The following is a 16,141-nucleotide window of genomic DNA, read 5'->3' as shown; positions in this document are numbered from 1 at the left end:
CACGGAAGCGGTACGCTCACGCCATGGTGCGCTTCCTCATCCGGCTCGGCGTCTCGCTCCTGCTCGCCGCCCTCGCCCTCTTCATCGCATCGCTGCTCGTTCCGGGCATGCACCTGCACTGGTCGGGGTTCCTCGTCGCGATCATCGTGTTCGCCGCCGTGCAGGCGCTCCTCGAGTGGCTCGTCGAGACCCTCTTCCACCGCGGCGCCCCCGCGGTGGCGGGTGTCGCCGGACTCATCTCGACCGCGGTCGCCCTCTTCGTCGCCTCCCTCGGCGACGGCATCACGTTCGACGGCGTCGCGCCGTGGGTGCTCGCCGCCGTCATCGTCTGGATCATCACCGCGCTCGCCGCCTGGCTCTCGGGCAAGTACCTGCTGCCGCGCATCGCGCCCGCCAAGAAGGCCTGAGCACGCGCGGATGCCTCGGGGCCCTCGGCGGAAACCGAGCCGGATTCGGCCCCTACGGGCGGCCGGGTTAGCATGCTCGCACCCGAAACGGCGCGTGGGTGTCCCCCCGCTGGCCGCCGCCCTCCGTGCCCGAGCGACCCCGCCTCGAGGCATCCCGACCCGAAGGCACCACCCATGCGCAAGCGCACCGTCGCGCTCATCGTCGTCGCCGTCCTCGCCGCCGTCGCCGGAGGACTCTACTGGGCCGGCCGCCACCTCTTCTACGAACCCACCGCGAAGGGCGTCGACTCGGTCATCGACGAACTCGGCGGCACCCGCGTGCTCGGCGTGTTCGCCCACCCCGATGACGAGCAGACCGTCAACGGCCTGTTCTGGCACGCGCACGAGGGTGGCGCGTTCACGGCGATGATCACGGCGACGCAGGGCGAGGCGGGACACCAGACCCCGGTCGTCGCCCGGCAGGAGGACCTCGGCGAGATCCGCAAGGCCGAGGCGCTGAAGAACAGCTTCAACCTCGGCGTCGATCGCCACGTCGTGTGGGACTACCCCGACGGCGGCGTGCCCGAGGCCGACGAGGACGAGCTCGTCGACCGTGTCGCCGACGAGATGAAGCGGGTGGAGCCCGACGTCGTCGTCGCCTTCTGGCCCGGGTCGGGCGCGACCGGCCACAAGGACCACATGCAGATGGGCCACGTCACCGAGCTCGCGATCGCGAAGCTCGAGGAGGAGGGCGGCGCGTACGCCGGGCCCGAGCACCTCGTCTACACGATCAGCCCGTCCGGTGCGCTCGCGACGTTCGGCGGAGAGACCGGCGCCTTCGTCGTCGCCAACCAGCCGAAGCCCGACTACGCGATGGATGCCGCGGTGCAGAAGAAGCACGAGGGGTGGACGATCCACGCCTCGCAGGCGAACTTCATGCAGGAGTCGTACCTCCTGCCGACCTGGCTCATCTACCTGCTCTGGGACCAGGAGTTCTACCACGTGCGCGACCTCGAGGCCGAGCCGCTCGGTTGAGCGCGTCGGCCCGAACGGGTGCCGGAGCGGAGCGCAGCGAGCTCCTCGAAACCTCGCGCGCCTACCCGCGCGCCGTCTCCTCCGCGATCTCGGCCACGAGCCGCTCGACGCACGGGGCGACCCGAGCGGCGAGATCGCTCCATTCCCCGCCGTCCTCGGGCACCTCGCCGAGGTAGATCGCCCGAGCGCGCAGCACCACCTCGCGATGCCCGGCCGGCAGGCGCCCGGCCGCCCATTCGGCCGCGTCATCCTTCGCGACGATCTCGCCGGTCGCGAGCGTCAGCCACACCCTGGCGAGCGTCAGCACGACATTGCGGGTGTCGTCGGCGAGCTCGTCGACGAGCCCCGGAACCCCCTCGACGATCGCGCGGCGCAGGTCGCCGGGCGGCACCTCGTCGAGCACCTCCACCGCCGGGGACCCACGGAGGCCGATGCCGCGCTGCAGCACCATGGTGACGAGCACGGCCAGGTCGGCGTCGGACCCGGGTCGTGGCATCCCGCCCGCCTCGTACCCGTCGCGCAGCCACTCGCCGTATTGGAACTCGCGCTGCGGCGGGTACCGCCATGGCCGCAGCTCGTCGTGCACGGCGAGCGTCAGCTCGACCGGGCGGGCCGGTCCGCGCCGGGCCCGCCGACCGGAGAACTCGAGCAACCCGTCGACGAGGGCCGCACGTTCGGCCTCGGTGAGCGGTCGGCGCAGCACGCCGAACACGTCGACGTCGCTGGACGGCCGGAGCCCGCCGAGCACCCACGAGCCGTACAGGTAGGCGGCGACGAGGTCGCCGCCGAGCTCGCGCTCGAGGAGCGCGACGACCTCGTCGACCTGCGAGCGATCGGCATCGACCGAGCCGCCGGGGCGGGTACGGGGCATCCCGTCAGAACCGCCTCGTGAACGGCAGCGGCTTGCGCATGCGCACCAGCAGCACGATCGGCACGAGCACGTACGGCAGGTTGAACGCCAGGAACTTGACCGGGTTCGTCGTCTGCCACTCGGGCTCGCCGAAGAACTCGACGCCGAACACGATGATGCCCGTGATCGTCGAGATCATGGTCGCGTAGATGAGGCTCGGCAGCTGGATCCAGTTCCAGCCCTTGATGAGCGAGGTCACGAGCAGGATGTAGAACGGCATGTACACGAACGCCGAGAGCCCCGTGACGATGCGCATCCACCTCGGCGGCTCGGCGAACAGCGGATCGGTGTCGTGCGCGTACCAGTAGTTCGAGTTGACGAAGAAGTTCGACGACGGCTGCGAGATGTCGACGCCGAGGGTCGGCAGCATGTCGCTGATGAGGCTCGTGATCGTGAAGATCGAGAAGATCACGATGAAGAACCAGTCGAAGGGGCGCTCGCGCAGGCGCAGGTTCGGGGCGGACGTCGGGGCAGCCGTCATGGGTCGAGAGCGTACAACGAGGATGCCTCGTGGCGCACGCGTGTCGTCACGGGGCCCGGTCGCGGGCGAAGTGCGGCGACGGCAGCGAGCACCTGTGGAGGACTCGCGGCAGCACTTGCCTGTGCTGGGCGACGACGGCGGCGGCACGGCAGCGGCAGCGGCAGCGGCACTGTCGGCGACGGTCAGAGTCGATACCTCGGCATCGGCGCCGCGGCGAGCGCTCGACCGCCGCGTGTAGCCTCCCCACGTGACCACCGTGATCCGCGCCTCCGCCGTACTGCTCGACATGGACGGCACGCTCGTCGACTCGACCGCCGTGGTCGAGCGGGTGTGGACCGACTGGGCGGTCGAGCACGGACTCGATCCGGCCGACGTCCTGCCGGTGATCCACGGCAGGCAGGCGCACGCGAGCATGGCGATCCTGCTGCCGGCGCGAGCCGTCGACGAGAACCTTGCCGACAACCGCGCGATGCTCGAGCGCGAGACCACCGAGACCGAGGGCGTCGTCGCCGTCGCCGGCGCCGCCGGCCTCCTGCGTGCACTCGCCGGGGTGCCGCATGCGCTCGTCACGTCGGCCACGCTCGCACTCGCGACCGCTCGCATGGCGGCCGCCGCGCTCCCGATGCCCGCGATCGCGGTCACCGCCGAGAACGTGACCGGGAGCAAGCCCGATCCCGAGGGATTCCTCGCGGCGGCCGCCGCGCTCGGCGTCGCACCGCACGACTGCGTGGTGTTCGAAGACTCCGGAGCCGGGATCACCGCCGCCCACCGGGCCGGCATGCGCGTCGTCGGCGTCGGCCAGCTCGCCGAACGGCATGGGGCCGATCATCTCGTCGCCGACCTCTCGACCGTGCGGGTCACCGTCGACGGGCCGACGTTCACCATCACGCTGACGCAGCGCTGAGACACCGCGACGAGCCGCGCTGCGGATGACCGCGACGGGGCGCACCCCGCGCCCACTGTCGCACCACCGCAGCACCGGACCGCCCCATCTCCGCCGCACGACGGATCTCGCCGCGACCACGGCTCGCTAGCGTGGAGGGATGCCCGAATCCCTGATCAACGCGCAACCGGTCGCGCCGGGCGCGGAATGGGTGCGGCCGCGCCCCGACCGACGCGGGTACCGCAACGACCTCGTCCTGGCGCTCGTGCTCGCCGTCGGCACCGCCGCCAGCGTCGTGCTCTACCGGGCCACCGGCTGGGGCGAGGGAACGCCGTGGTGGGCCTCGGCGCTCTGGGTGGTCGGCATGAACCTCCCCCTGGCCGCGCGGCGCCGGTGGCCCGAGGCGGTCGCGCTCGTGGCATCCGCGGTCTTCATCGCGGGCGGGCAGACCGGCGTCGGCGAGGCGCTCTTCTCGAACATCGCACTCTTCGTCGCGATCTACTCGGTCGGCGCCTGGAGCCGCAGCCGCCGCATCGCGACGATCGTGCGCGCGGTCATCGTCGTCGTGATGTTCGGCTGGCTGTTCTGGGGGCTCATCTTCTACTCGGCCATGCAGGACCACCTGCCCGAACTCTCCCGCGAGGGCGGCCTACTCTCGCCGTACGTCGCGTACGGCCTCATCAACGTGCTGACCAACCTGCTCTTCTTCGGTGGCGCCTGGTACTTCGGCGACAACGCCTACCGGTCGGCGCGCGCCCGGGCCGAGCTCGAGCAGCGCACGGGCGAGCTCGCCGCCGAACGCGAACGCACCCGCACGCAGGCCGTCGCGCTCGAACGCCTGCGCATCGCACGCGAACTGCACGACGTCGTCGCGCACCACGTCTCGGTCATCGGCGTGCAGGCGGGCGCCGCCCGCCGGGTCCTCGCGAAGGACCCGGCCGCGGCCGCCGCGTCGCTCTCGACGATCGAATCGAGCGCCCGCGAGGCCGTCGACGAGTTGCACGCGCTGCTCGGCACGCTCCGCAGCGACGGCGACACGGGTCCGGTCGACCTCGGCGACACCGGTGGGGTCGACGACCGCGGCGGCGTCGGCGAGGCGGCCGCCACGAGCACCTCCACCCGCGGACTCGCCCGCCTCGACGAGCTCGTCGCCGAGTCGTCCGACGGCGGGCTGTCGGTGACGCTGTCGATCGTCGGCGAGCCGCGACCGATCTCGCAGATGGTCGACCTCAGCGCCTACCGCATCGCGCAGGAGGCCCTCACGAACGTGCGCAAGCACGCGGGCGCCGCCGCGACCGCCGAGGTCCGGGTGCGCTGGACCGACGCGGCGCTCGAGGTCGAGGTCACGAACACGGGCACGGCGACCACGCTCGCCGGCAATGCACGACGCGGGGATGCCTCGACCGGGGCCGGCCTCGGCCAGCTGGGCATGCGCGAGCGGGTCGCCGCCGTCGGCGGCACGCTCGAGCTCGGACCGCGCGCCCGCGGCGGCTATCTCGTGCGCGCGAGTCTCCCGCTCCGGCGGGTCGAGGAGGTGGGCGCGTGAGCATCCGCGTGCTCGTCGTCGACGACCAGAGCCTCGTGCGGGCGGGGTTCCGCACGATCCTCGACTCGGAGGACGGCATCGAGGTGGTCGGCGAGGCCGCCGACGGCCGGGCTGCACTCGACCGGGTCGCGGAACTCGCCCCCGACGTCGTCTGCATGGACGTGCAGATGCCCGGCATGGACGGCCTCGAGGCGACGCGGCGCATCACGGCCGACGCGGCGACGACCGCGGCCGTGCTCGTGCTCACGACGTTCAACCGCGAGGACTACCTGTTCGCCGCGCTCGATGCGGGCGCGAGCGGGTTCCTGCTGAAGAACTCGAGCCCCGAGCAGCTCATCGAGGCCGTGCAGGTCGTCGCCCGGGGCGACGCGCTGCTCTCGCCCGACGTCACACGGCGGGTGATCGAGGCGGCACGACCCGGCCGGCCGAGGAGCGGCGACCCTTCGACCGCTCGACCGGCTCAGGGGGAACCGGGCTCCGGACTCGAGACGTTCGCAGACCCCGTCGCCGACCGCGGCGCCTCCGGCGACGGCGTCGACGGGCAGCCGGCGGCGCGCTCCGGCACCTCGACCGCGACATCCCCCGCCCTGCTCACGCTCACCGACCGCGAACGCGAGGTGCTCGAACTGCTCGCCGAGGGCATCTCGAATGCCGAGATCGCCGAACGGCTGTGGGTCGGCGAGGCGACCGTGAAGACGCATGTGTCGAAGGTGCTCATGAAGCTCGGCATCCGCGACCGGGTGCACGCCGTCGTCTACGCGTACGAGCACGGCGTGGTGCGCCCGCGCGGCTGATTCCGGGTCGGGGTTGACGCACGCCCACGACCGACCTATGGTTAAGCAATTCATTAATTACGGAGTTGCTTACATTGGTCGAGGCGAACGACGAGCTGAGCGCGGTGTTCCAGGCGCTCGCCGACCCGACCCGCCGCGCGATGCTCTCGCGCCTGCGCGTCGGCCCGGCGACCGTCGGCGAGCTCGCCGAGCCCTTCACGATGAGCCGCCCCGCGATCTCGCAGCACCTCAAGGTGCTCGAACGCGCCGGCCTCATCGAGCGCACCGCGACGGCCCAGTGGCGCACGTGCACCCTCCGCACCGAGCCCCTCGACGAGGCGTCCGCGTGGGTCGAACGACACCGCGGCGAGTGGAACGACCGCTTCGACCTGCTCGCCGAGCACCTCCGCACCATGAAGGAGAATTCGGAATGACCGAGTACCAGACCACGACGACGGATGCCTCCGGCTCCGCCGAACGCCCGCAGTTCACGATCACCCGCGTGTTCGACGCACCCCGCGAACTCGTCTGGCGAGCATGGACCGAGCGCGCCGACGCCGCCGAGTGGTGGCACCCGCGCGACGTCACGATCAAGCCGGGCAGCATCGACCTCGACGCACGTGTCGGCGGTCGCTACCGGTACACGATGGTCGCGCCCGACGGAACCGAGTACCCCACCGCCGGTGTCTACCGCGAGCTCGACGCCCCGAAGCGCCTCGTCATGACCTGGGGCTCGCCCGGCGATCCCGACGACGGCGCGCCGGTCATCACGGTGACCCTCCGCGAACTCCCCGGCGAGCGCACCGAGATGCTGTTCCACCTCATGGGGATCGCCGGCGCTGCGGGCGACGACAACGTCTACGACGGGTGGGACTCGGCGTTCGACGTGCTCACCGAACACCTCGACGGGGCCGGCCCGTCGTCGGGAAGCGAGGCGAGCTGATGGGCCGCCTCATCGTCGAACAGGTCGTGACGGCCGACGGGTACGCCGCCGACCCCGACGGCGGCATCGGGTTCTTCGAGGCGCTGATCCCGACCGGGGACGACGGCGAGCCCCAGCTCAACGACGCCGAGCAGCTCGCCTACGTCTCGCAGGCCGACGCGATCCTGTTCGGCGCGACGACGTACCGCATGTTCGCCGACTACTGGCCGAAGGCCGACCCCGCCGTCGAGCACGTCGCCGGGCTCATCGATCGGCTGCCGAAGCTCGTCGTCTCGAACACGCTGGCCGAGGCGCCGTGGGGCGACGGCCGGATCGAGATCCTCTCGGGCGACGGCGCCGAGCGCACCGCCGAGGTGAAGCAGCGATTCGACACGACCATCGTGTGGGGCAGTCTCGTCCTCACCGACGCCCTCTTCGCGGCCGGTCTCGTCGACGAGCTCCACCTGCGCATCGTGCCGGTGCTGCTCGGCGACGGTCGATCGTTCACGCCGACCGCGATGACCGACCGGGGCCTGACGCTCGACCGCGTCGCCGAACGCCCCGGTGGGGTCGTGAGCCTGCGCTATCGCGTGCGCTGAGCGCCGTCGCGCCACGGAGGCCGGGAAGCCATGGGCCTCCCGACCTCCGGGCACTCAGGGGCGGAACGTGCTCAGGGCTGGAAGCCGTGCGGCTTGGGCAGCACCGTCACGGGTTCGGACGACGCCGTCCCGGCCGGCAGGCCGGGCGCGCGTGCCGTGACCGTGAGCACGAGCTCCTTGCCCGAGATCGACGGGTTCACCTTGAGGGCGGCGCCGTCGGCCCACGGGATGGTCCGGCCGTCGGCGGTCCACCGGTAGCTGAACCGGGCGCCGTCGACGTCCCATACGCCGGGATCGGCCGTGAGCGTCGCCCCCGGGATGGGAGTCCCGGTGAACGACGGCGCCTCGACGGCGACCGGCGCACCGGGGCGCACCGTCACCGTCGCCGACCCCGACGCGGCTCCGAGCGTCGCGGTCAGCACGTGCTCGCCCGCATAGGCCGGCAGCTCGACCGAGGCTCCGTCGACCACGTCGGTCGCCACCGAGCTCGTCACGGCGACGAGGTCGGAGACGTCGCCGATCGGCGCACCGTCGGCATCGAGCGCCTCGACGGCCAGCTCGACCGAGTCGCCCTTGTCGACCGAGGTCTCACTCGGGGTCACCTCGAGCGAGACGGCGACGGATGCCACGTCCGCCCATTTCGCATACGCCACGGCGTCGTCCACGAGCACCGCGTCGAAGTCGAACGGCGTCGTGAGCGCGGCATCCGCGAACCAGCCCTGGAACACCCACCCGTGCTCGCTCGGCGCAGCCGGCTCGACGGGCGCCGAGCCGTACGCGACCGCCTGCGGCGGCATCGCCTCGCCGTGGCCGCCGAGGTCGAACGCGAGCGACACCGGGTCGACGACGCCGAAGGCGCCCGACGCGGCCGCTGCGGCGGGCCCGCCGACGACCGGCAGCACGATGCGGCTCACGGCCGTGTCGACCGTCACGCTCGCGTTGGCCGTCCCCCCGATGCTGTAGCCCGACAAGTTCGTCGTGACGACCACGCCGATGCGGTGACCGGCGGCGAACGTCGTGTCGTACGGTTCGAGCGGGAAGTCGAACGCCGTCGCCTCGCCCGGCGTCACGGGCACGGCCTCGCCGTCGGCCAGCGAGAAGCGGTTCGACGAGTCGAGCGCCCCGCGTGCGGCGCGCCACACGTCGGTCGTCTGCGAACGACGGTCGACCTCGAGGTAGCACGCGTCGTCACTCGCGCTCTCGGCGCCCCAGCAGGTGCGCTCGGTCGTGTTCACGACGCCCTCGCCGCTCCGGGAGGTGCGGGTCGAGGTGCCGTAGTCGACGAGGAGCGCGCTGAGGTTCGCCTGCGACTGGCCGAGCGAAGCGGTCAGTTCGACCCGCGCCGTGCCCGAGATCCGCAGGTCGCTCGTGAGCGGCTCGGACAGGAAGACGAGACGGTTCGCCTGCGACCCCTCCGGCGCGTTGATCGCGTTGCCCTCCGAGATGGATCCGGACGGCCCCGTGAAGGTCGCGGTCGCGGCGCCGTCACCGGGCTGCAGTCGGAGGTCGCCGGCTGCCCCGGGGGTCGTCCCGCCGAGCAGCACCTCGACCCCGGTCGTCCCGGGAACCGGCCAGCTCGCGACCTCCTCGTAGACCTCGGGGTCGGTTTCGACCGTGGCCACCGGCTCGTCCATGATGCCGTTGTCGATGCCCTGCAGCCAGTAGTCGTACCACCGGTGGATCGTCGACACCCACTCGACGCGGTTGTAGTCGAACGGGTCGGTGTGGCCGACCTTCGCGAGCCAGATCTTGCGCGGCACGTCGTGCTCGCCGAGCGCCTCCCAGTACTCGCCCACCTGGCTCATGCGCACGTTGTCGTCGTTGAGGCCGTGCGCGAGGAACACCGACGCCCGGACATCGTCGATGTCGAGCCGGTAGTCGCGCTCCGCCCAGAACGGGTTGACGTCGCCGGTCTCATCGCCGTCGATCGCGCTGAGGTTCGCGCGCACCGGGGCGCACAGCGGGCGGCGATCGGGGTTCGTGACCGTGTTCGACAGGCTCGCCGGATAGTTGGTGTTGTGCGCGATGCCGCCCGTGCGCGAGTAGCCGTACCAGTACGAGATCGCCGAGATCGGCACGATGGTCGTGAGGCCCTCGACGCCGGTCGCCGCGACGCCGTTGGCGAGGGTGCCGTCGTACGACTTGCCCATCATCGCGGCCTTGCCGTTGTCCCAGTCGGCGACGGCGGCGGTGCCGTCGGCGTAGTGGCCGGCGACGCGGCCGTTCAGCCAGTCGATGACGACCTTCATGCTCTCGATGTCGCCCGGCCCGCCGTGCATCGGGCACCCGGTGGAGTTCGCGGTGCCGTCCATCTCGGCGAGGATCATCGCGTACCCGCGGGGCACGAAGTAGTTGTCGTAGAAGAGCGGCCACTGGTCGTTGAGGCCGTCGCCGTCGACGTCGGCGATGAGCTGGGACTCGTTGCCGCGGCCGAGCGTCGTGTAGTACGGGCTCGTGTCGATGATGGCGGGCACCTTGAGGCCGGCGTCGCTCTCGGCGGGACGGATGATCTCGATCGCGGTGACGTCGTCGACGCCGTCGAGGTCCTGGTCGACGCCGGCGACCGGGATGAGCACGCGCTCCCTGATCGCCTGCGTGTAGTCGAAGACCGGCGCGGTGACGCCGTCGACGATGCTCAATTCGGGCACGTCGTCGGCGACGGCCGTGGTGGGGAACATGAGGGTGCCGACGAGTGCGACGGCGAGTCCGGCGACGATGCCGGCGGCCCGGCGTCGACGACGCGCGGGCGGCAGTTGAACCGTAGTGAGCGGTGACATGCCCTCTGTCTACCGTCGCGGTGGACGCCGGCGCTAGGAATTCGGCCGAGAATGTTCAACAAACTTGCAGCAGGCCGGGCGCGGCACGCGTGCCCGGCCTCTCCGATGGGCACGTCGGCACCGCCCGCGGCGCGGGTCGCCTCGGCGAGCGCCTCCGCGGGTGACGCGTCGCGGAAGCGGAGGGTGGTGCCGCCCGCCATCTCGATCGACGGACGCGGTGCGTGCGTGAGCACGAACACCGGCACGTGGAACGGCGGCTCGTCACCCCGGTGGGGGTCGTCGGCCTGCGCTATCGGCTGGACCGAACGCTCTGGTCCGCGTCGACGACCTCGCCGTTGCGCGGCAACCAGCCGCCGAACGTGATCGGCACTGCGCGGGCATGCACGACGTCGAGCCGGTCGACGACCTGCAGGTGCACATGCGGCTCGGTGCTGTTGCCGGAGTTGCCGCACCGGCCCACCTGCTCACCGGGCCGCACGGCCTGCCCGATTCGTACGCTCACGCTCGCTCGCTGCAGGTGGCACAGCACCACGATGCCGCCCTCGGCCCGGATCATGACGTGATTGCCGGCCAGGGCGAGCCACCCGAGGCTCGCACGACGGCGTTGCCCCAGTGCATAGCCGATCGACGGCACCCCGCGATACGCGTCGTGATCGGGTTCGGCGTCGTGGGTGGCGACGACCACGCCTGCGACGGGCGAGAGGATCGGACGTGCGAAGCCCGGGAAGCGTTCGGCCGGTTCGGGCCGCACGAGCGAGGCGAGCGTGATCGCCCCCGATCGCCCGTCGGCACCGACGGGCACGAAGTCGATCGCGTACGACGTGGCGAACTCGGCGGTGCCATGGCTCGGCACCCGGTCGGCGGGGCTGTGCTGCGTGAGCCAGCGCCCTTCGAACGGATATCGCAGGTCGACGGGCGGCACCGCGTCACCGCCGCTCGGGCGGCACGGTCGCCGCGTCGGGCAGGCCGGTCTGGTACTCGGCCGAGAGCATGCGGTACGAGCGGGTCGTGAACGCCACGAGCGCGAGTGCGACCATGACGAGCCCCGCGAAGAAGAACACGAGCGCGATGCCGCGGGCTTCGCCGTCGCCGAGCAGCCAGCCCCAGGTCGCCTGCCCGTCGGGCGAGTCCATGTACGGGATGATCCAGAACTGGGCGATCGGCGCGATGAGGAACGCCGTGATCGGCGCGGCCGCGGCCTCGAAGGCCTGCGCGAAGCCGAACACCCGCCCCTGCCGGCGGAAGGGCACGACCTTCTGGATCACCGTCTGCTCGGCCGCCTCGACCACCGGGATGAGGCACATGTACGCCCAGATGCCGAGCCCGTAGAGCACCCACCACTCTCGGATCGTGAACAGGGCACCGAGCAGGCCCATGCCGATCACGACGAGCAGCATCGTGCGGATGGGGTTCTGCCCGAGTCCCCACTTGGCGATCACGAGCCCGCCGATGATGAATCCCGTCGCAGTGACGCCGAGCACGACGCCCCACGCCTCGACCGGGAAGAGCGTCAGGCCGTACGGGTCCATCAGCGCCATGTACACGCCGCCGATGAGGTTGTTGAACGTCGAGAAGATGATCAGTGCGAAGAGTCCGGGCGCCGCCCGGATCGCGGTGATGCTGCCGCGCAGGTCGACCGCGGGGGCCCGGCCGTCCTCGGCGACCGGACGTTCTTCGGGGATGCGGACGAACATCAGGTGCACGAGCGCGACGAGCGTCATCGCGATCGCGATCGCGAGGGTCCACCCCATGCCGAGCAGGCCGATCGCGAGCCCGCTGAACACGCTCGTGACGATGAACGAGAGCCCCTGCACGGTGCCGACCATGCCGTTCGCGTTGGCGTGGCGCTCGACGGGCACGAGGAGGGTCACCGTCGTCGAGAGGGCGATGTTGCGCATGTTCTCGACCACCGACCCGAACAGGATGATGCCGGAGAACGCCCAGAACCACGGGCCGCCGAGGTCGACGAGCGCCGACTCGGGCTGCAGCAGGTACAGCACGCCGGCGATGCCGAACGAGCCGAGCGTGACGAGGCTGGAGAACACCATGACCCGGTGCTTGCGGTGCCGGTCGACGATCGTGCCGAAGAACATCGCGAAGACGGCGATGAGCAGCATGTACGCGCCGCCGATGATGCCGGTGGCGAGCACCGACTTCGTCTCGAGGTAGACCCAGAACGTGAGCGCGAACCAGAGGAAGCTCGTCGTCACGTTCGCGATCATCGTGTTGGCGAGCACGTGCAGGAAGGTGCGCATGCCGTTCGCCGGCGGCTCGGGCTGCGACGCGGACGTCGGCGCCTCGGCCTGCGGCGGAACCCCCGCAGGCGTGATCTCGCCGGCCGGCGACGCCGCCGCCGTCGCCTGCCGGTCCGTCTCGGTTCCGTCGAGCCGTTCGCCCACCCTGCGAGGGTAACCGCGGCCGCCGACATCCATAACCCCCTCGCGGCACGACCTCCCCCACGCGACGGAGCCGGGAAACCCGTCGGCCGGCGGATGCCGCCGGCCCCGGGACATCCGTACCGTGAGGGCATGCTCGAACTCCACGACGTGACCAAGCGCTACGGCGAGCGCCTCGCGCTCGACGCCGTCTCGTTCTCCGTCGGCGACGGCCGCCTCACGGGCTTCGTCGGCGGCAACGGCGCCGGCAAGACGACGACCATGCGCATCGTCCTCGGCGTGCTCGCCTCCGACGGGGGCACGGTGACGCTCGACGGCGAGCCCGTCACCGCGACCGACCGCCGCCGATTCGGGTACATGCCCGAAGAGCGCGGCCTGTACCCGAAGATGCGCGTGCTCGAGCAGACCGTCTACCTCGCCCGCTTGCACGGCTGGAGCACCGAGGCGGCGACCCGCAACGCGGTCGAGCTGCTCGAGCGCCTCGGCCTCGGCGAACGGCAGGGCGACACGATCGAGTCGCTCTCGCTCGGCAACCAGCAGCGTGCGCAGATCGCCGCCGCGCTCGTGCACCGCCCCGAGGTGCTCGTGCTCGACGAGCCGTTCTCGGGGCTCGACCCGATGGCCGTCGAGACCGTGCAGGCCGTGCTGGCCGACGTCGCGGCGACCGGCGTGCCCGTGCTCTTCTCCTCGCACCAGCTCGACATCGTCGAGCGGCTCTGCGACGACCTCGTGATCATCGCGAACGGACGCATCGCCGCGTCGGGCACGCGCGACGAGCTCCGCACCGCGCACGGATCGGAGCGCTGGGAGCTGCTGACGAGCGGCGACCTCGGCTGGCTGCGCGAACGGCCGGGCATCGAGGTCGCCGACTTCGACGGCGGCTGGGCCGTGTTCGAGGCCGATTCGGATGCCTCGCGCCAGTCCGTGCTCGCCGAGGCCGTCTCCCGCGGCGAGGTCGTGAGCTTCAGCCGCGAGCACACCACGCTCGCCCAGATCTTCAAGGAGGTCGTGCGATGAGCGGCGCGAACCGGCCGACGGCGCCGAGCTTCGTCGACAGCGTCTCGCTCATCGCGGGTCGCGAGATCACGATGCGCCTGCGCAGCAAGGCCTTCCTCATCTCGACGGGCGTGCTCATGCTCGCCGTACTCGCCTCGGTCGTGCTCGGCAGCCTCTTCGGCGGGCAGTCCGAGCCGACGAAGGTCGCCGTGGTGGGCACCGCCGCCGATGCCGTGGCCGGCAGCGACGCGCTCGAGGCCGTGCCCGTCGACGACGAGGCCGCCGGCGAGCAGCTGCTGCGCGACGGCGAGGTCGACGCGATCGTCGTGCCCGAGCCAGGCGCTCATCAGGGTCAGACGGTCGACCCCCTCGGCATCACCGTCATCGGGCTCGACCAGACGCCGACGGGCGTGGTCCAGGCGCTCTCGGTGCACCCGAGCGTCGAGCTGCTCGACCCGGCCGCCGTCGACCCCGGCCTCGCCTATCTCGTCGCCTTCGGCTTCGGCATCGTGTTCTTCATGTCGGCGCTCACGTTCGGCACGACGATCGCGCAGTCGGTCGTCGAGGAGAAGCAGACCCGTGTCGTCGAGATCCTGCTGTCGACCGTGTCGGCGCGTGCCCTGCTCACCGGCAAGGTGATCGGCAACAGCGTGCTCGCGTTCGGGCAGATCCTCGCGATCGCGGTGCTCGCGATCCTCGGGCTCATGCTCACGGGCCAGAAGGTGCTGCTCGGCGGGCTCGGCGGTTCGGTGACCTGGTTCGTCGTGTTCTTCGCGATCGGCTTCGTGATGCTCGCCGCCCTCTTCGCCGCGACGGCGGCGATGGTGTCGCGTTCGGAGGACATCGGGTCGGTGACGACCCCCGTCACGATGCTCGTGATGATCCCCTACTTCCTCGTCGTGTTCTTCTTCGACGACCCGACGGTGCTCGGCATCATGAGCTACGTGCCGTTCTCGGCGCCCGTCGGCATGCCGGTGCGCATCTTCCTCGGCCAGGCGGAGTGGTGGGAGCCCATCGTGTCGCTCGTGATCCTCGTCGCGACGACGGCGCTCGCGGTCGCGATCGGCGAGCGCATCTACCGCAACTCCCTCCTCAAGACGGGCGCCCGCGTGCCGCTCGCCGAGGCCCTGCGCGGGTAGCCGGCCCGCTCGCGCAGCACAGGCCGCGGGCGGATGCCTCGGAGTCGGGGGACACGAGGCATCCGCCCGCTTCACGTCGTGCGCCGGCGCGAGGCATCCGTGCGTCGTCGGCGCGAATGCGCCGATTCCGTGCGCCCGGCGTCACGATGCCTGCCCGCCCGCGGATGCGAGGATGGTTCGGTGAACTCTCCGCTCCACGACACGACCTTCCGCGGCTTCGCCTCCGACAACTACTCGGGCGTGCACCCCGAGGTGCTCGCCGCCATCCAGACGGCCAACGACGGCCACCAGGTGGCCTACGGCGAGGACGTCTACACCGAGCGCCTGCAGCAGGTGTTCGCGCACCACTTCGGCGAGGGCGTCGAGGCGTTCCCGGTGTTCAACGGCACCGGTGCGAACGTGACCGGCCTGCAGTCGATGCTCCCCCGCTGGGGCGCGGTCGTCTCGGCGAAGACGGCGCACATCAACTCCGACGAGGGCGGAGCGCCCGAGCGCGTCGGCGGCATCAAGCTGCTCACGGTCGCCGCGCCCGACGGCAAGCTCACGCCCGAGCTCATCGACGAGGAGGCGTGGGGCTGGGGCGACGAGCACCGGGCGCAGCCGCTCGTCGTGTCGATCACGCAGACCAGCGAGCTCGGCACCGCGTACACCGTCGACGAGGTGCGCGCGATCACCGAGCACGCCCACTCGCTCGGCATGAAGGTGCACATGGACGGCGCGCGCCTGTCGAACGCGGGCGCGACGCTCGGCGTTCCGCTGCGCGCGTTCACCCGCGACGCGGGCGTCGACGTGCTGAGCGTGGGCGGCACCAAGAACGGATGCCTCGGCGCCGAGGCGATCGTGGTGCTGAACCCCGAGGCATCCGAGGGCCTGAAGTACCTGCGCAAGCTCAACATGCAGCTCGCGTCGAAGATGCGCTTCGTCTCGGCGCAGCTCATCGCGCTCTACGAGGGCGACCTGTGGCTGCGCAACGCGACGCACGCGAACGCGATGGCCTCGCGCCTGCGCGACGCGCTCGACGCGGGCATCGCGGCGGGCGAGCTGCCGGGCCTCGGCTTCAGCCAGGCGACGCAGTCGAACGGCGTGTTCGCGACGCTGCCGCAGGGTGTCGCCGACAAGCTGCGCGACCGCGGGTTCCGCTTCTACGACTGGGACGCCGCACGCGGCGAAGTGCGCTGGATGTGCGGGTTCGACACGAGCGAGGCCGACATCGACGCGTTCGTCGCCGGCATCCGCGAGGAGCTCGCGGCGGCGTAGGCCCGTCGACGCCACGAGGGCGCGGCATCCCCTGCGGATGC

The 16,141-nt window shown here is 71.5% G+C and carries 16 protein-coding genes; 11 read left to right on the top strand and 5 right to left on the bottom strand.

Features of this window, described 5'->3' with window-relative positions; all coding sequences use genetic code 11:
- The first annotated feature begins 23 nt into the window (after nt 1–23).
- Nucleotides 24–407 carry a phage holin family protein gene (locus ACWGPE_RS09390; RefSeq protein ID WP_452048568.1) on the top strand — a complete coding sequence of 128 codons (384 nt, stop codon included), beginning with the start codon at nt 24–26 and terminating at the stop codon, nt 405–407.
- Between the two features lie 174 nt (nt 408–581).
- Nucleotides 582–1,421: a PIG-L deacetylase family protein gene (locus ACWGPE_RS09385; protein ID WP_452048567.1), complete on the top strand. Its 840-nt coding sequence runs from the start codon at nt 582–584 to the stop codon at nt 1,419–1,421.
- 61 nt (nt 1,422–1,482) lie between these two features.
- On the opposite strand, the gene ACWGPE_RS09380 is transcribed toward ACWGPE_RS09385, so the two are convergent.
- Nucleotides 1,483–2,292 carry an aminoglycoside adenylyltransferase family protein gene (locus ACWGPE_RS09380; protein WP_452048566.1) on the bottom strand — a complete coding sequence of 270 codons (810 nt, stop codon included), beginning with the start codon at nt 2,290–2,292 and terminating at the stop codon, nt 1,483–1,485.
- A 4-nt stretch (nt 2,293–2,296) separates the two neighbouring features.
- Entirely contained in the window at nt 2,297–2,812 is a 516-nt protein-coding gene (locus tag ACWGPE_RS09375; protein ID WP_452048565.1) for an EXPERA domain-containing protein, read from the bottom strand.
- Nucleotides 2,813–3,059: 247 nt separating this feature from the next.
- Here ACWGPE_RS09375 and ACWGPE_RS09370 point away from each other — a divergent pair, with 247 nt between their 5' ends.
- From ACWGPE_RS09370 to ACWGPE_RS09345, 6 genes are all read left to right on the top strand, one after another.
- Entirely contained in the window at nt 3,060–3,716 is a 657-nt protein-coding gene (locus ACWGPE_RS09370) for an HAD-IA family hydrolase (RefSeq protein ID WP_452048564.1), read from the top strand.
- A gap of 139 nt (nt 3,717–3,855) precedes the next feature.
- Entirely contained in the window at nt 3,856–5,241 is a 1,386-nt protein-coding gene (locus ACWGPE_RS09365; protein WP_452048563.1) for a sensor histidine kinase, read from the top strand.
- Nucleotides 5,238–6,035: a response regulator gene (locus ACWGPE_RS09360; RefSeq protein WP_452048562.1), complete on the top strand. Its 798-nt coding sequence runs from the start codon at nt 5,238–5,240 to the stop codon at nt 6,033–6,035. The genes ACWGPE_RS09365 and ACWGPE_RS09360 overlap by 4 nt, the downstream gene beginning before the upstream one ends.
- Before the next feature lie 74 nt (nt 6,036–6,109).
- Nucleotides 6,110–6,448: an ArsR/SmtB family transcription factor gene (locus ACWGPE_RS09355; RefSeq protein WP_231429536.1), complete on the top strand. Its 339-nt coding sequence runs from the start codon at nt 6,110–6,112 to the stop codon at nt 6,446–6,448.
- Nucleotides 6,445–6,957 (top strand): SRPBCC family protein, encoded by a 513-nt coding sequence (locus tag ACWGPE_RS09350; protein WP_275505145.1) that lies wholly within the window; start codon nt 6,445–6,447, stop codon nt 6,955–6,957. The genes ACWGPE_RS09355 and ACWGPE_RS09350 overlap by 4 nt, the downstream gene beginning before the upstream one ends.
- Nucleotides 6,957–7,535, top strand: a complete 579-nt coding sequence (locus tag ACWGPE_RS09345) for a dihydrofolate reductase family protein (protein ID WP_231429534.1) — start codon at nt 6,957–6,959, stop codon at nt 7,533–7,535. The genes ACWGPE_RS09350 and ACWGPE_RS09345 overlap by 1 nt, the downstream gene beginning before the upstream one ends.
- A gap of 71 nt (nt 7,536–7,606) precedes the next feature.
- Here ACWGPE_RS09345 and ACWGPE_RS09340 read toward each other — a convergent pair whose 3' ends face one another.
- The 3 genes from ACWGPE_RS09340 to ACWGPE_RS09330 form a co-directional block, all read right to left on the bottom strand.
- On the bottom strand, nt 7,607–10,312 hold the full coding sequence (locus ACWGPE_RS09340) for a CocE/NonD family hydrolase (protein ID WP_452048561.1): 2,706 nt from the start codon (nt 10,310–10,312) through the stop codon (nt 7,607–7,609).
- A gap of 289 nt (nt 10,313–10,601) precedes the next feature.
- Entirely contained in the window at nt 10,602–11,234 is a 633-nt protein-coding gene (locus tag ACWGPE_RS09335; RefSeq protein WP_452048560.1) for a M23 family metallopeptidase, read from the bottom strand.
- A 4-nt stretch (nt 11,235–11,238) separates the two neighbouring features.
- Nucleotides 11,239–12,567 (bottom strand): MFS transporter, encoded by a 1,329-nt coding sequence (locus tag ACWGPE_RS09330; protein ID WP_231432236.1) that lies wholly within the window; start codon nt 12,565–12,567, stop codon nt 11,239–11,241.
- A gap of 273 nt (nt 12,568–12,840) precedes the next feature.
- Here ACWGPE_RS09330 and ACWGPE_RS09325 point away from each other — a divergent pair, with 273 nt between their 5' ends.
- From ACWGPE_RS09325 to ACWGPE_RS09315, 3 genes are all read left to right on the top strand, one after another.
- The gene (locus tag ACWGPE_RS09325; RefSeq protein WP_231429531.1) at nt 12,841–13,725 is read left to right on the top strand and encodes an ABC transporter ATP-binding protein; all 885 of its coding nucleotides are present in this window, start codon (nt 12,841–12,843) and stop codon (nt 13,723–13,725) included.
- A complete protein-coding gene (locus ACWGPE_RS09320) occupies nt 13,722–14,843 on the top strand; it encodes an ABC transporter permease (RefSeq protein WP_275505142.1) in 1,122 nt (373 codons plus the stop codon). The genes ACWGPE_RS09325 and ACWGPE_RS09320 overlap by 4 nt, the downstream gene beginning before the upstream one ends.
- A 180-nt stretch (nt 14,844–15,023) precedes the next feature.
- On the top strand, nt 15,024–16,100 hold the full coding sequence (locus ACWGPE_RS09315) for a threonine aldolase family protein (RefSeq protein WP_231429529.1): 1,077 nt from the start codon (nt 15,024–15,026) through the stop codon (nt 16,098–16,100).
- Nucleotides 16,101–16,141: the final 41 nt, after the last annotated feature.

This window comes from Agromyces sp. NPDC055658 (assembly GCF_053618155.1).
This window is presented reverse-complemented; position numbering and strand designations above follow the sequence as displayed.

Bases quoted from the DNA above. Each gene is read 5' to 3' on its own strand.
- ACWGPE_RS09330 (WP_231432236.1), bottom strand. From the start codon at position 12,567: ATGCGCACCTTCCTGCACGTGCTCGCCAACACGATGATCGCGAACGTG.
- ACWGPE_RS09350 (WP_275505145.1), top strand. From the start codon at position 6,445: ATGACCGAGTACCAGACCACGACGACGGATGCCTCCGGCTCCGCCGAA.
- ACWGPE_RS09365 (WP_452048563.1), top strand. From the start codon at position 3,856: ATGCCCGAATCCCTGATCAACGCGCAACCGGTCGCGCCGGGCGCGGAA.
- ACWGPE_RS09345 (WP_231429534.1), top strand. From the start codon at position 6,957: ATGGGCCGCCTCATCGTCGAACAGGTCGTGACGGCCGACGGGTACGCC.
- ACWGPE_RS09320 (WP_275505142.1), top strand. From the start codon at position 13,722: ATGAGCGGCGCGAACCGGCCGACGGCGCCGAGCTTCGTCGACAGCGTC.
- ACWGPE_RS09390 (WP_452048568.1), top strand. From the start codon at position 24: ATGGTGCGCTTCCTCATCCGGCTCGGCGTCTCGCTCCTGCTCGCCGCC.
- ACWGPE_RS09325 (WP_231429531.1), top strand. From the start codon at position 12,841: ATGCTCGAACTCCACGACGTGACCAAGCGCTACGGCGAGCGCCTCGCG.
- ACWGPE_RS09375 (WP_452048565.1), bottom strand. From the start codon at position 2,812: ATGACGGCTGCCCCGACGTCCGCCCCGAACCTGCGCCTGCGCGAGCGC.
- ACWGPE_RS09385 (WP_452048567.1), top strand. From the start codon at position 582: ATGCGCAAGCGCACCGTCGCGCTCATCGTCGTCGCCGTCCTCGCCGCC.
- ACWGPE_RS09340 (WP_452048561.1), bottom strand. From the start codon at position 10,312: ATGTCACCGCTCACTACGGTTCAACTGCCGCCCGCGCGTCGTCGACGC.
- ACWGPE_RS09380 (WP_452048566.1), bottom strand. From the start codon at position 2,292: ATGCCCCGTACCCGCCCCGGCGGCTCGGTCGATGCCGATCGCTCGCAG.